Below are 14,165 nucleotides of genomic sequence, written 5' to 3' on the forward strand. Positions count from 1 at the left end.
AACCTGCGGCATGTTACATCTTAAAGCGCTCTTTTACCGAAAATTACGCTTGAACAAGGTTTTTAAGGTTAGCCTGCAAATAGGCAAGATCCATTTGCTGCTCTTTTAATAGTGTCAATGCTGCGGCAGCCGCACTGTTTTCAGGAGCCTGACTTAGTGCCTGCATGAGGGAATCAAAGGTGCGGCAACTAATAGACGGTGCATGCAGCATGAGATCATCGGTGTCCGGGCGGGCAAAGTTTTCCAGCAAAAGCTCGCCCCTGCCTGCCGGATACATGTTGGCCACATGGTCAGTGACTGCCTGACCATCTGGCGGTAGCTCCTTTTGGGAAGGAAATTCTTTCAGAGGCGCTTGCTGAGGCCCTAACTGAACCTGGTCAAGCCCCCTGTTAAGGGGAGAAATTTTCATAGTAACTGATCATGCATTCGCGTTAGCCATTTCACCACCCGTTCAAGATTGGTGACAGAAATATCATCCCCTTCAAGACGGGCAATAAATGCAATTCGGTCATCACCGTGCATGGCGGCCTGAATAGTAAAAAATGATTGCCTGCGATAATGGCACAGGGACATCGCCTTACGCATATGGTCTGCCAGCACATCCTGAAATACAGGCCTGGTCATAATAACCAGCAATTGTTCACCATGACCCTCAATGCTCAATGTCCCACGCTTTTCAAACTCAATCATCACCGGCAGGGCTTCTACGGAAAAGCCCATTAACCGACAAAAATCAACCACTGTCGCGGTCAGCCACTCGCTAGACATGAGCTTCCTCCTCTTTCCTGATATGGTAATCCTGACACGCCTGGATACGATCAAGAATATGTTCACGCTGCTCATCACCACTGAAATTTTCAGCGGGCAACAGATTGAAAGTACCTTTCAAGTCCCGAAGGAAACCAATAACCGCTTCACTGCCATCAGCACCCGACCGCAGGGTAAAGGCCCTGATTGCGGCATCTTCCAGCCATTGACTATCCTGGATATCCAGCACATCCTGCATAAATTGCTGCGCGGTATACCCCATTAATTCATCCCGGCGCTGTAAAATTTCAGAACAATGCTCATAAAGCGTATTAAGCAATCTAAGCTGATGCATATCCTGCATAATCATCGCCAGGTGATTCTTATCAATAGAAGAACCCTGCGCACGATAGTCCGCTGCCAACGCCTTCAACAAAAATCGGAAACCCTGGTCAACACCAGCGGAGCCATGCTGTTCCCTGATCTTTCCATAAGTCTGGGCCAGCCCACCGTAGTCCAGCACAGCACTGCGGTAAAAGCCCTGTAGCTGGCGATCATCAATGGCTCCATTAGTTATGGCAAAGTCATCGGCAACACCCTGAATATTCTGGCCTGCCCGAATGCTTTCCCCATAAGTAGTTTCCAGCTCAGTCTCGGCCTGATGAATCAACTCCAGCAAGGCCTGGTTAACAGGCTGGCCTGACAGCTGTTTTTTGGCATGCCTCAAGAGTTGGTGCTGCCGGTAGGGGTCGCTGTCGTAAGCTTCAAGAAAAGCGCGCATTTCACGGATATTTCGCATGGAGCGCTTTTTCATTTTATCGGTGCTGTCTTCAAGCTGCTTCCGACGCTCCACTTCTTTAACCAGCTCTTTCTGAATGCCCAGAGCCTCTTTCATTTCCTTTTTATTTTTTTTGCGGGTACGGTTATCACCTTCCCGATCCGCCAGGCCAAAGGTTAACTCCTCTGCCGCTGACTCAATCAATGACTGGGGATTCTGAACCAGCCTTGCCTGCTCTCCGTGGTAGCGTCCACTCTGCTCCTTGATATCCACCTGTTGTGTATAGTGGCTATGGGAATCAATATCGTTGGTATGTAGGCGGTCAATCACTGGTTTCATGGGAATTCCGGCATCAGGAGCCATGCCTGAAAAAATTTTCGGTTTAAGTTTAATCCAGATTTTTCCATAGTCTATGAAAAATAATGGCTAATGATTTTATATTTGAGTTATGAATTTTTAGGTAATGAATAGACAATAGGGAACCAACCAAAAATATAAAATATCCGCCGTATTTTTCTATACTGATAAGCCAGCAACTTGCTAGATTCCCCCTTTTTTAAACTCACACTCGAATCACCCTTAATAATGACCAGCCAAACACTTAGCCCTGTTAACCCGGAACAGAAACTAATGACGTTATTTGATAACGCCAACCTGTTTCCTGTTCATGGTCGTGTGGTTCAAGTGGTTGGCGCCATTGTCAAGGCACTGGTAACCGGCGTTAAAGTGGGTGAGCTATGCACCCTGGCCAACCCTGACGGCTCCCTAGAGCTTCAGGCAGAAGTGGTTGGATTCCAGGAAAAATACGCCTTACTAACCCCCATGGGCGACATGCTGGGCATTTCTTCACAGACTGAAGTCATCCCTTCAGGCAAGAAACACACCATTGCGGTTGGCGATCATTTGCTGGGACAGGTTCTCGATGGGCTGGGAACGCCAATGGAGCAAACCACCGGCCTGGACACAGACAGCCACACTGAATGGCGTCCGGTTTATGCAGACCCGCCCTCCCCACTCTCACGACCCACTATAGATACAGCTATCCCCATGGGGGTGAGAGCCATAGACAGTATGCTGTGCTGCGCCGAAGGTCAGCGTCTTGGCATATTTGCTGCTGCCGGCTGTGGTAAAAGTACCCTGTTGAGTATGCTGGTCAGGTCCGCACAGGCCGATGTAACAGTACTGGCCCTGATTGGTGAGCGGGGACGGGAGGTTAGGGAATTTATAGAGCATGACCTGGGGCCAGAGGGCATGAAAAAGTCTGTGGTTGTTGTATCCACGTCAGACAGTCCTGCGATGGAACGGGCCAAGGCAGCCTGTGTAGCAACAGCTATTGCGGAATATTTTCGTGACCAGGGCAAACGGGTTTTACTGCTGATGGATTCAGTGACCCGCTATGCACGGGCCCTTAGGGAAATAGGGTTGGCTGCCGGCGAGCCTCCAACCCGGCGGGGCTATCCCCCTTCTGTATTTGCCAACCTGCCTCGCTTGCTGGAACGTGCCGGGCAATCCAGCAAAGGCTCAATTACCGCTTTCTATACGGTACTGGTTGAAGGTGATGATATGAACGAACCCATTGCTGATGAAACCCGTTCGCTACTGGATGGTCATATTATCCTTTCCCGTAAACTGGCAGCATCCAGCCATTACCCTGCCATTGACGTTTTGCGCAGTGCCAGCCGGGTCATGAACCGCATTGTGGAGCCACCTCACCTCCAGGCAGCCGCCAGGGTGCGTGAACTGATGGCAAAGTATGAGGAGGTTGAACTACTACTCCAGATCGGCGAATACCAGCGGGGAGCGGACCCCCTGGCAGACGAAGCAATTCAGCGCATGGATCAGATTAACGCCATGCTGCGCCAGGGCACCCATGAATTCCAGGCATTTTCTGATACCCGGGCACAGCTCTTCGCCATTGCAGGCATCTGATGATTACCCGCCTGCTAAGCATTGCCAAACGACGCGAGAAAACGGCATTAAGCGAATTAAGCCGCCAGAAAGCTGTTGTTGATCAGGCTTCAACGCATGTGGAACAGTGTCGGCAGCTATTGGCTGACTTTCAGCAGTGGTGGCCAGAGGAAGAAAACAGACTATTCAGCCAACTCTGCACTGATCTTCGCACATCTAAAGATATTGATGATTTTCAGGCTACATTGGCTAAATTACAACAGCTGGAAAATGACCGGGCAACAAAACTGGCCAGTGCCAAAGTCGAACTGGAAAACCAGCAGCAGCTCTTGTTACAGTCCCGGAATCACTATCAGCATACCCGTAAAAAACTAGAAAAATTCCAGCAACTGCAAACACGCGAGCAAGATGAAGCGCGTATTTATGAAGCCACCATGCAAGAGCTTGAACAAGAAGACAGGCCTTTTGGTAATGCTAACGACGAAAACTTCCTGCCATGAATATTCAAAATCCGTTTGATTTAAGCCCTGTTACCCCCAATGGCGAGAATGCCATTGATACAACGCTGCCATCACAAAAATCGTTTTCTCAAAGCGTGCAAAACCATTTCCACAGGCTGATGGAAAAACCTCTCCAGGAGAAAACCAGCGAGACCAAACACAGTAACGGTTCTGACAAACCCGAATTAAGCAACCATCAAAACCGCGCTCGAAAATCAGAAAAAGCTGACTATTTAAATGCTCAAAATGAGGAATTCCAGCAACCTGCCATAGTTGTTAATGGTTCAAATATTATTGAGCCGGGCATTACTCCAAATCCTGTTAATGAAACCAGTGCAACCCGTATAAAAACACCCGGGTCGGCCACCATAAACAAAGATAACAGTCTGGCAAAAACAGCCCGCAAAATGACACCAGGAGATAGCAGTCAATCTCCTCACCATGAAAAACAAAAGCCCACTGAGAAAAAAACACTGCCCCACTCAGCTCTACATGAGCATCAACTTCAGTCAGCTAAGCTCCCCAGGGAAGACACCAGTTTTTCGGAATTGCGCAAGTCTAGTCGCAACCCAAAAATAGAGGGTATCCAGGATTTACCGGGAGCAATACCTGACCTGAATAGAGTACCTGCCGGTGATAGGTCGCCTATACATGATGCCAGTGAAAACACAGGCAAACTAAAGACGTCATTTGAGCCTGCACATTTAAAACCCGGTGCTGAGCTCCAGCCCCCCTCTACACCTGCAACAGTTCCCGAGAGGGACAAAATAGATTTGGCAGCCAATAAAGCCCGGGCCGTAACGCCCTTCCCTGAAAAAGGGTTATCTACCCGTTTTAAACAGGATAAGCCGTCTATTGCCGGGACTGATAAATCCCCTGTCAGTGATCAGAAAGTCACTTCACCCAGTGAAGAGGCAGTACCTAATGCCAATCCACGTTACACCAAGACAGATTCTCACAAGCATGAGCCTGCTACCGATAAACGGCCAGCAAACTACATATCCACTCAGAAAACCGAAGCACTGGATAAGGTGATCTCCGGAGATGCCATTCTCCAAAGAATGCAAACCCAAGCGCCATCAGTCAATGAAACAGCCACAGTTCACACACAGAGTGCCGGGCGAATTGAGCAAATTAACAAGCTGGTTGAATCCATTCAGGTATCAGCGGCCCGTCTTGCCGATCAGGGACTTGTGCATATCCAGATGAAGGGCAGTGGCTTGCAGGGGACAAGCATTCAACTCAGTCTCTCCGGCAATCAGCTGCACGTGGAAATTCTGGCGACCCGGGAAAACAGCGAACTGCTCTCAGCTGGTAAACAACAGCTCACTCAGCAATTAAATGAAGCCTGCCCCCATTTACGAACATCCGTTGCGGTTTTATCCGGTCAGGATAACCCGTCCGATGGCCGCTCCCGGCAACAATACGTCGCCAGCATGGATGAGGATGATATGGAATGATCAATATTGAGACTTTTTCACTGACGGAAATTCCTGAAGAACAGGTGGCTATTCGCAATGGTATTACCCAGGTAAAAGTACCGGTATCCATCGTAACCCCACCCGGCTCTTTTTCGCTGAATAACCTGTCCATTCAGTCATCTTTGCCTGCCGAGTGCCTGTCCTTGAGTATTCAGCTGGGTAACCACTCCCTCCCGGTGTGGCTTACCTCCTCACAACTCAACCACTGGCTCCAACAGACACTGGCAGTAACCTTGCCCCACAAGGTTCCTGAACCCTTGCGCCTTGCACTTTTGGAAAAAAGCATCCTGAGCCTGCAGTCCTCTATCCACCAAACCATTGGGAACAAGGTTCATTTTAACAGTAATACGGATACAGTAGCCCATTCAAAGGGTGACTATTACCTGAGCTGCCAGATAGTCTTTGCATCTGAAGCCAACCACTTCACAGCCCTTGACCTGTATTTTTCCAGTGAAAATACTGACTTGCTGCTGGAGCTGCTCAAACAACTACCCAGAGTACCACCAGCTCCATCGTTAGATAGAATACCTGTGGCTATCAGCCTCTGCGGTGGCTACACCGACCTGGACAGTGCCGATTATCGTCGATTAGCGTCAGGTGACATCATATTATTCGACAATAACCTGATTGCCCAAAATAAACTGGCCCTGTCTATTAATAACACCCTTATTGCTTCTGGAAGCCTGCTGGATGGCAGGATCACCATTGAATCAGTCGAAGGAACTCCCATGGATCACTATTTGGACAATAACCAAAACATTCAGCCTGAGACAAACCAGCCACTGGATACCCTGCCAATCAGGCTGAATTTTGAGCTTGGCTCCACAAACCGCACCCTTGCCGAAGTAAAAAACATAACGGCAGGGCATGTTATTGAGCTGAATAACCCTCTTGATGCGCCGGTTCTGATTACTGTCAACGGCCAATGCATTGGCCGTGGTGAACTGGTGAAAATCGGTGACCATTGTGGTGTTCGAGTACTCTCCTTTACTGGAGATCATGATGCCGGGGAGCCTTGATGAACGGCTTACCCGATCCGGTTACCCTGATAACAGGCCTGCTGGCCCTATCACTGATTCCATTTATGGCTGTAATGGCCACATCATTTATTAAGTTAACCGTGGTTTTCTCACTGGTCAGAAATGCCCTGGGGATTCAGCAGATTCCTCCGAATATTGCCCTCTATGGCATGGCCATTATCCTGAGTCTGTATATCATGGCACCCGTGGGTTTTGCCGTTTATGACTATTGGGAATCCCATGATATCAGCCTGGAAAATAAAACCTCTGTGGTGGACTTCTGGAATGAGGGACTCACCCCTGTCCGTGGCTTTCTTCAATCCCATACCCGACCCCGGGAAATAGCGTTTTTTCAGGATACAGCCACCAATCTCTGGCCAGAGAACTACTCAAAGCGTCTTGATAAAGACAGTCTGCTGATTCTGCTACCGTCCTATACTGTCAGCGAGTTGACCCTGGCCTTTGAAATCGGTTTTCTGCTGTATTTACCCTTTATCGCCATTGACCTTATCGTCTCCAACGTATTGCTGGCCATGGGCATGATGATGGTCTCCCCCATGACCATATCACTGCCTTTTAAACTACTGCTATTTGTCCTGGTAGACGGCTGGACTCGTCTGATCCATGGCCTGGTTGGCAGTTATTTTTAGTTTACCTGATCTCCAAACGAAAGAAGTATCTCCTCAATGACCGCTGCCCAGATTATTCAATATAGCGAACAGGCTCTGGTGCTGATTCTACTCCTGTCCATGCCTCCCATTGCCGTGGCGGCAATAGTAGGCACCCTGGTCAGCCTGGTGCAGGCACTGACCCAGGTTCAGGAGCAGACATTAGGCTTTGTGGTCAAGCTGGTCACTGTCAGCATTACCTTGCTGGTAACGGCCCGGTGGCTGGGTACCGAGTTATTCAGCTTTGCCTTGGCACTGTTTGACACCATGCCGGGGCTAACATGATTGAGCTGGACTCAATAAAGGAAGCGGCCACCGCATTCACCATCAGCCTGCCCAGGCTAATGGCTATTTTTATCATGCTGCCAGTCCTGGGTAAAAAAATGCTGGGCGGCCGCTTAATTCGAAACGGTGTTGTCTTTAGCCTGGCTGTTTTTATCTGCCCTATGGTGCTGGGAACCATGCCTGACTTACCCGCCAGTATCAGCGGCATTCTTGTCACCATCCTTAAAGAGACAGCCATTGGTTTAATCGTTGGGTACTGTGCCTCTGTACCTTTCTGGGTAGCAGAGGCCACAGGTTTTTTGATTGATAACCAGCGGGGCGCCACCATGGCATCATCCATGAACCCAGCCCTGGAAACCCAATCATCGCCCTTGGGCATTATGCTAACCCAGGGGCTGGTCACTCTGTTTTTTGCTGGGGGGGGACTGCTAATCTTGCTAGGTGTGGTTTATAAAAGCTACCAGTTCTGGCCAGTGACGGCCTTCTATCCCACATTTGGTATAGAAAGCGTTGACTTTCTGATCAGTCAGCTTGGCTTGCTGGTTAAACTAACGGTCATTCTTGCGGCTCCTATCATTATGGCCATGTTTCTGGCCGAGTTTGGCCTGGCACTGATTAGCCGGTTTGCTCCCCAACTCAATGTATTTTCTCTTTCCATGCCTATTAAAAGTGGTGTGGGGGGAACTCTACTCATACTTTACTACAGTCTGCTGATGAGCCGCCTTTCTGAACCCATGTACAATATATCAGAAATGGTCGATCAGTTACTGGGCTTGCTCTCTGGATAACGGTTATGTCTGAAAAAACGGAACAGGCGACGCCGAAAAGGCTGCGGGATGCCCGAAAAAAAGGACAGGTGGCAAAAAGTAAGGAAATCCCTTCGGTCATTATTATTCTGGCGATTGTGGGAACCCTTTTTGCCTTTGACGATTTTTATCTCGCACATCTGGAAGCCCTGTTAATACTTCCCATGGACTTTATTGACCAGCCCTTCGCTGAAGCACTAACACGGGTTGTTCCCGCAATCCTGCACGAAGTATTAATACTGCTAGCCCCGCTACTGGCAGCTGCGCTTATTGCAGCGCTCGTGGGTAATCTCGGGCAGATAGGCCTCCTTTTTTCCATAGACCCCATTCTTCCAAAACTGGAAAAAATTGACCCCATGAAAGGACTTAAGCGCCTGTTCTCCATCAAAAACCTGATGGAACTGTTTAAGTCCCTGCTAAAAGTCACAGTACTAACTACTCTGGTCTGGTGGGTACTCCATGACAACCTGGGCTTATTACTGCAAATGCAGCATTGCGGAGAGCAGTGCCTTCTGCCCATTGTGGGCATCCAGATAAAACAGCTGTTGCTCTATGCTGCCGTTGGCTTTGTTCTGGTGGCAGCTGCCGACTTTTTATTTGAACGCTATCAGCACAGAAAACAGCTGCGGATGAGCAAGGATGAAGTAAAGCGGGAATACAAAGAATCAGAGGGTAATCCTGAAATAAAGGGTCGCCGTCGTCAGCTACATCAGGAGATGCAGTCGTCTGTCCGTAAAAACGTCAAGCAATCCAGTGCTATTGTCACTAATCCCACCCATATTGCTGTAGGCATCCTTTACCAGCGGGGTATGACCCCACTCCCCATAATTACCGTTAAAGGTTCGGCAGAAAAAGCCCGGCTTATTCGCCGCATTGCGGAAGAGGAAGGTATTCCGATCATGCAGCAGGTTCCGCTGGCAAGAGCGCTATTTGCCGATATCGATCCCGGTGACTATGTCCCTGCAGATCTTATTCAGCCGGTGGCAGAAGTATTACGCTGGGCTGAGCAGGTTAATCAGCACAATGGGAACAAAGACAATGGCTACTCCTGAGTTTTACCACTTCTCTCGCCGAGAGCGAGAGAGTGGGCACCTTAATTTACTGCACCGTTTCCAATTCGGTAAACATTCCCTCAAATAGTGCCGTTGTTAGATAGCGCTCCCCGGAGTCAGGCAACACAACGACAATGGTTTTACCCTGGTTAGCAGGCTGCCTTGCCACTTTCAGGGCGGCAGCAACGGCGGCACCACCGGATATACCGGATAAAATCCCTTCCTTTTTCATGAGTTCGTGAGCCGTTGATATCGCCTCTTCATTAGATACCTGCTCCACTTTATCAACCAGTGTCAGGTCGAGGTTGCCAGGAATAAACCCGGCACCAATACCCTGGATTTTATGGGGTGCTGGCTTGATTTCATCACCGGCAAGGGTCTGGCTAATCACTGGCGAGGCTTCTGGTTCAACGGCAACGGATAGTACAGGCTTGCCCTGTATTTTCTTAAAATAGCGGGATACCCCGCTGATAGTACCGCCAGTACCCACACCGGCAACAAAAATATCCACTTTGCCATCGGTGTCATTCCAGATTTCAGGTCCCGTGGTTTCTTCATGGATTTTCGGGTTGGCCGGATTCTCAAATTGCTGCAGCAAAAGGTATTTAGCGGGATTCTGGCTGGCAATTTCCTTAGCCTTGGCCACTGCCCCAGTCATACCTTTAGCCGGTTCAGTCAGTACCAGACTCGCCCCCAGGGCCTTCATGATTTTTCTACGCTCCAGGCTCATGGAAGCAGGCATGGTTAATGTCAGGGGAATACCTCTTGATGCGGCCACAAAAGCAAGGGCAATACCGGTATTGCCACTGGTGGGTTCCACCAGCTCCATTCCGGGTTTCAAGCGCCCTGAAGCTTCAGCATCCCACACCATACTGGCACCAATACGACACTTCACGCTATTAGCCGGATTCCGTGACTCCAGTTTAACCAGGATACTGTAACCCGGAGCCAGCCGGTTTAGCCTGACTAACGGTGTATTCCCAATAGATTGCGAGTTATCGTCGTATATTCTAGCCATGACCTTCCTTACGAAGCCTGAAATAAATTTCCAGCTGAAACAGTAGCCCGTAGCAATATATAGGGTAAAGTAATTAATTTATATTTATAAATAACTATTTAATATAACGCTTAACCTTTATTAACCCCCAGGCTCACGCGAAGTATGGCATAGCCAAGCAGTCCAGAGGCAAGGGAACCCAGCAAAATCCCTAATCGTTCATCAAGCAACAGGTTTTTTCCTGTTTCTTCAAATGCCAGTGATCCAATAAACAGGCTCATAGTGAACCCTATTCCACAAAGGGCAGCCACTCCATATAAACTCAACCAGTTCATCCCTCTGGGCAAACAGGTTACCTTTAACTTCACCAATAACCAGCAAAAGCAAAAAACCCCTATTTGCTTGCCCAGGAAGAGACCCAGAATAATTCCCATGGAAACGCCATGAAATAATTGTTCCAGGGTAACGCCACTAAAGTTAATTCCCGCATTGGCAAATGCAAATACAGGGAGTACAAAAAATGCAACGATAGAGTGTAAATCCTGCTCAAGACTTTTAAGCGGTGAATCATCAGGGTCAGACTTGCATCGAATAGGGATAAACATAGCCAGCACAACACCTGCAAGTGTTGCATGCACCCCTGACTTCAAGGTTGCCACCCACATAATAATGCCAATTAAAATATAGGGACTCCTGGCAATCACATTGCGATGATTCATATAGGCAAGAACCGGTATGCACAATCCCACCACAATAAGAGCCACCAGAGAAATCTTTGAGGTATAGAAGAAAGCAATAATCAATATCGCTCCGATATCATCGAATATAGCCAGCGACGTAAGAAAGATTTTTATAGAGGCGGGAACACGGGGCCCCAGAAGTTTTAATACCCCAAGAGCAAAGGCAATATCAGTGGCCGCCGGAATCGCCCAGCCTTTTACCGCACTGGGATCATCGTAATTAAAATACAGATAGATTAAAGCCGGGATCGCCATCCCGCCAATAGCACCCACACCGGGCAGTATTATCTTTTTCTTGTCTGAAAGCTCACCTTCAACCAGCTCCCTTTTTAGTTCAAGCCCGATCAGAAAAAAAAATACTGCCATCAAGCCATCGTTGATCCAAAGTAACAGTGGCTTGACTATTTTAAAAGAACCAACATGTATCTCAACGGAGGTGGTAAGAAATAGCTGGTAGTATATATCAAAGGATGAATTTGCCAGTATGATAGCTATAACTGCCGCTATAAACAGCAAAATTCCACCCGCTGACTCCAACCTTAAGAATGATTTAATAAAAGAGTTTGAGCTTACCTGCATAATTTTTCTCAGTGAGAATTGCCTGTCCCGGACATTTCATATTTATTACATATTTAGAGGCTATTTGAAAATAGATTTCAAACAGCCTCTGACGCTTTCTTTTTTCCCAAATCCCTCTCTATTTTTCTGGCTTTTCCCGGATAGGCACGGCGAAAATTATCCCAGTTCAGCTGCAATGCTATTTTAGCTTCCGGGCTTAGCCAGCTATGGTAATATTTACCCAGCTTACCGGCCTTTTCCATAATATCTGCTTCCCAGGGCCCCAGTGTCACTGCCTGTACCAGCGCCTTGTTAAACTCATCGTCTATCTGGCCATAGCGTGCTTTTGCCCCAGCAAGAGCCATCCAGCTGTAAGGCCAGGCAGGCCGCAATGAGACTGCCTGCCGGATTAAATCAAGCTCGGCTGTCAGGCTGCCAAAAGGGTTAATCCCCTCCGCTTCAAGCAATGGACGCCACTGGTAAACAGTAGCCAGTTGCAGCAGTTGCACTGGATCATCCGGCTGTTTTTCCCGTGCTTTTCTGGCGCTGGCCAAAGCGATGTTCATCTCATGGGCAGGAATTGAGAAATGATCCTGCCGCTCTTTATACCCCTTGGCCCAATAATCAAAATAATAATTGACATGTTTATGGTATATATCTGCCATCATCATAGAGAAACCCGCTGTTAAGCAATAAGCCAGCAACAGCAGCAAAGGAACCACCAGCAGCCACCGTTTACTGATTGAGGCGCGCATTGGCTTGTTACTCCTGATTAAAGAGGCTTGCTGTCAGTTTACGGGGATTGATAACCGTCAGCTGCCGGGCCATTACTTCACCGTATCGCTGAACCACATCAGCATATGCCTCTCCCATAGCAGGAGCCCGACGCGCTATACGGTGTGCATCCGATGCCATAAAATGCACCAGATTCCGGGTTAATAGCCAATGCGCTGTTGCCCTGGCACTCTCTCCAAACTGCCCTGTCACTGAGCCGGCGGTCAACTGAAATAAAACCCCTCTCTCAGCCAAAGCCAACGCTTCCTGGGGTACTTTTATAATGTCCTTATTGCGCTCAGGGTGGGCAATGACCGGCTGGTAACCCTGCTGTTGCAACCACTCAATCAGCCTGTCGATACCCGGAGGAATATGGGCATGGGGCATTTCCAGCAAGATGGCAGACCGCCCTTCCCACTGGCCGATAAAAGGCACCTTTCCCTGTGTTAATTGATACATAAAATCATCACTGATACGCACTTCGGCAGCCATGGCAAGCTCAATGGACAGTTCCGAATGGCAAAGGGCTTCCAGCAACCGGTTAAAATGCTTCCTGATAGTATCAATGTCATTGTCATACCGCCCGGCGTGCATATGAGGTGTGCAAACCAGATGGGTAACCCCCTGCTCCTGTGCCATTTGCAGCATGGATAGCGCCATTGGCAGATCAACCGCGCCATCATCAAGGCCGGGGATAATATGGTTGTGGATATCGATCATTATTATTTTTACCACTGGATTGTTATCAGTATTAAATTTATCCACTCAGACCCGATAAGGATAAACAGGCACTTTTGGATAATCCCTAATGAACAGGCTCTCCCGATTTTTAGGGTTAATGGCATTGTTAAGCATTGCCCAAATGGTTTCTTTCAAAACAATCGCATCCTGCAATTGTCCGCAAGGCATGGTGATATTTGGCACCTATGAAAAAGCCACGCTGGAAAATATCCGGCAATTACAGGTCTCGGCATTAATCGACAGTGGTGCCACTACAACCGCCCTGGATGCCCGAAATATCAAAATGTATGTCAACAGGCAGGGAGACCGCTGGGTGTACTATGACTTTCATCATAAACTGACCGGGGAAACCGTGTCTATGCATCAACCCGTCAGCCGGGTTGCCCGGGTGATCACCCACTCAGGCAAACCGAAAGAACGGGCAGTGGTGATGAATACTGTAAGTATTGGATCAACCTATAGATTTCTTGAAATGTCATTGATCAACCGAAGTAATTTCCCACAGCAATTACTGATTGGCAGAAACTACCTGACCAATACCGCCTTGATAGATTCTGGCAGAGAGTTTTTACAGAACGGGAAACAATAGCCATGAAGGTATTCACAGTTGCCACTTGCGTTTTTTTTGGATTATTTTGTTTAATTCCCCAGTCGTGTTTTGCCCAGCCTGTGATTCACAGGGCGATTGAACCCGCACAGGTTTTACTGGATTTAGTCCTCAAGGAACAAAACCTGACGCTTTATTTGACCATACCCGGCTCAGCATTGCCGCTGTTGTCTTCCTCTAAAAATAATAATGAGCTTGTTAACCGCCTTAATGAAACCCGTAGCCTGTGGCAGATTAACCCTGAAGCCCAATGCACTTTGGCCAGCCAGCGAATAATTACTACCCCGGATAATAATCAGAAACATGGCAACACAGATATTCAGGGCTTTTTTGATTTCAACTGTCAGTCACCCGCTGCCATTGAGTCCATCACGCCCAATCTGGAAAAAACATTGCCTGGAGTTAAGCAGTTAAACCTCTGGCTCACAACAGATGACTGGCAAAATAAACAGGCCATTATGATGCCCGGCGGCATCATCATAATGCAGCCTTAGAGGAACACAG

General features: G+C 48.3%; 17 protein-coding genes. 10 read left to right on the forward strand and 7 right to left on the reverse strand.

Going from position 1 to position 14,165, the window contains the following annotated elements; translation table 11 throughout:
- Window positions 1-43: 43 nt before the first annotated feature.
- The 3 genes from MJ595_RS17475 to sctW are packed head-to-tail and all read right to left on the reverse strand — an operon-like array spanning window position 44 to window position 1,888.
- Window positions 44-409 carry a hypothetical protein gene (locus MJ595_RS17475; RefSeq protein ID WP_263079328.1) on the reverse strand — a complete coding sequence of 122 codons (366 nt, stop codon included), beginning with the start codon at window positions 407-409 and terminating at the stop codon, window positions 44-46.
- On the reverse strand, window positions 406-768 hold the full coding sequence (locus MJ595_RS17480) for a hypothetical protein (RefSeq protein WP_263079329.1): 363 nt from the start codon (window positions 766-768) through the stop codon (window positions 406-408). Before MJ595_RS17480 ends, MJ595_RS17475 begins: the two co-directional genes overlap by 4 nt.
- Window positions 761-1,888, reverse strand: a complete 1,128-nt coding sequence (gene sctW / locus MJ595_RS17485) for a type III secretion system gatekeeper subunit SctW (RefSeq protein WP_263079330.1) — start codon at window positions 1,886-1,888, stop codon at window positions 761-763. The genes MJ595_RS17480 and sctW overlap by 8 nt, the downstream gene beginning before the upstream one ends.
- Before the next feature lie 267 nt (window positions 1,889-2,155).
- Here sctW and sctN point away from each other — a divergent pair, with 267 nt between their 5' ends.
- The 8 genes from sctN to sctU are packed head-to-tail and all read left to right on the forward strand — an operon-like array spanning window position 2,156 to window position 9,244.
- The gene (gene sctN / locus MJ595_RS17490; RefSeq protein ID WP_263322533.1) at window positions 2,156-3,454 is read left to right on the forward strand and encodes a type III secretion system ATPase SctN; all 1,299 of its coding nucleotides are present in this window, start codon (window positions 2,156-2,158) and stop codon (window positions 3,452-3,454) included.
- Entirely contained in the window at window positions 3,454-3,933 is a 480-nt protein-coding gene (locus MJ595_RS17495) for a type III secretion protein (RefSeq protein WP_263079331.1), read from the forward strand. The genes sctN and MJ595_RS17495 overlap by 1 nt, the downstream gene beginning before the upstream one ends.
- Window positions 3,930-5,393 carry a hypothetical protein gene (locus MJ595_RS17500; RefSeq protein ID WP_263079332.1) on the forward strand — a complete coding sequence of 488 codons (1,464 nt, stop codon included), beginning with the start codon at window positions 3,930-3,932 and terminating at the stop codon, window positions 5,391-5,393. The genes MJ595_RS17495 and MJ595_RS17500 overlap by 4 nt, the downstream gene beginning before the upstream one ends.
- On the forward strand, window positions 5,390-6,433 hold the full coding sequence (gene sctQ, locus MJ595_RS17505) for a type III secretion system cytoplasmic ring protein SctQ (protein ID WP_263079333.1): 1,044 nt from the start codon (window positions 5,390-5,392) through the stop codon (window positions 6,431-6,433). Before MJ595_RS17500 ends, sctQ begins: the two co-directional genes overlap by 4 nt.
- Window positions 6,433-7,083 carry a type III secretion system export apparatus subunit SctR gene (sctR, locus tag MJ595_RS17510; protein ID WP_263079334.1) on the forward strand — a complete coding sequence of 217 codons (651 nt, stop codon included), beginning with the start codon at window positions 6,433-6,435 and terminating at the stop codon, window positions 7,081-7,083. The genes sctQ and sctR overlap by 1 nt, the downstream gene beginning before the upstream one ends.
- Before the next feature lie 36 nt (window positions 7,084-7,119).
- A complete protein-coding gene (gene sctS / locus MJ595_RS17515) occupies window positions 7,120-7,386 on the forward strand; it encodes a type III secretion system export apparatus subunit SctS (protein ID WP_263079335.1) in 267 nt (88 codons plus the stop codon).
- On the forward strand, window positions 7,383-8,174 hold the full coding sequence (gene sctT / locus MJ595_RS17520) for a type III secretion system export apparatus subunit SctT (protein WP_263079336.1): 792 nt from the start codon (window positions 7,383-7,385) through the stop codon (window positions 8,172-8,174). The genes sctS and sctT overlap by 4 nt, the downstream gene beginning before the upstream one ends.
- Window positions 8,175-8,179: 5 nt before the next feature.
- Entirely contained in the window at window positions 8,180-9,244 is a 1,065-nt protein-coding gene (gene sctU, locus MJ595_RS17525) for a type III secretion system export apparatus subunit SctU (RefSeq protein WP_263079338.1), read from the forward strand.
- A gap of 46 nt (window positions 9,245-9,290) precedes the next feature.
- Here the strand turns inward: sctU and cysK are convergent, their stop codons facing one another.
- The 4 genes from cysK to MJ595_RS17545 all read right to left on the reverse strand — a co-directional run bounded on the left by cysK (window position 9,291) and on the right by MJ595_RS17545 (window position 13,033).
- Window positions 9,291-10,262 carry a cysteine synthase A gene (cysK, locus tag MJ595_RS17530; RefSeq protein WP_263079339.1) on the reverse strand — a complete coding sequence of 324 codons (972 nt, stop codon included), beginning with the start codon at window positions 10,260-10,262 and terminating at the stop codon, window positions 9,291-9,293.
- A 110-nt stretch (window positions 10,263-10,372) separates the two neighbouring features.
- A complete protein-coding gene (nhaA, locus tag MJ595_RS17535) occupies window positions 10,373-11,560 on the reverse strand; it encodes a Na+/H+ antiporter NhaA (protein WP_263079340.1) in 1,188 nt (395 codons plus the stop codon).
- 77 nt (window positions 11,561-11,637) lie between these two features.
- A complete protein-coding gene (locus tag MJ595_RS17540; protein ID WP_263079341.1) occupies window positions 11,638-12,294 on the reverse strand; it encodes a hypothetical protein in 657 nt (218 codons plus the stop codon).
- A gap of 7 nt (window positions 12,295-12,301) precedes the next feature.
- Entirely contained in the window at window positions 12,302-13,033 is a 732-nt protein-coding gene (locus MJ595_RS17545; protein WP_263079342.1) for a capsular biosynthesis protein, read from the reverse strand.
- A gap of 118 nt (window positions 13,034-13,151) precedes the next feature.
- On the opposite strand from MJ595_RS17545, the gene MJ595_RS17550 reads away from it, so the two are divergent.
- Both MJ595_RS17550 and MJ595_RS17555 read left to right on the forward strand, forming a co-directional pair.
- Complete coding sequence (locus MJ595_RS17550; RefSeq protein WP_263079343.1) at window positions 13,152-13,643, forward strand: RimK/LysX family protein; 492 nt, start codon at window positions 13,152-13,154, stop codon at window positions 13,641-13,643.
- A 2-nt stretch (window positions 13,644-13,645) separates the two neighbouring features.
- Window positions 13,646-14,155: a hypothetical protein gene (locus MJ595_RS17555; protein ID WP_263079344.1), complete on the forward strand. Its 510-nt coding sequence runs from the start codon at window positions 13,646-13,648 to the stop codon at window positions 14,153-14,155.
- The last annotated feature ends 10 nt before the right edge of the window (window positions 14,156-14,165 follow it).

The sequence above is a fragment of the Endozoicomonas sp. Mp262 genome, from assembly GCF_025643335.1.
Classification (GTDB): domain Bacteria; phylum Pseudomonadota; class Gammaproteobacteria; order Pseudomonadales; family Endozoicomonadaceae; genus Endonucleibacter.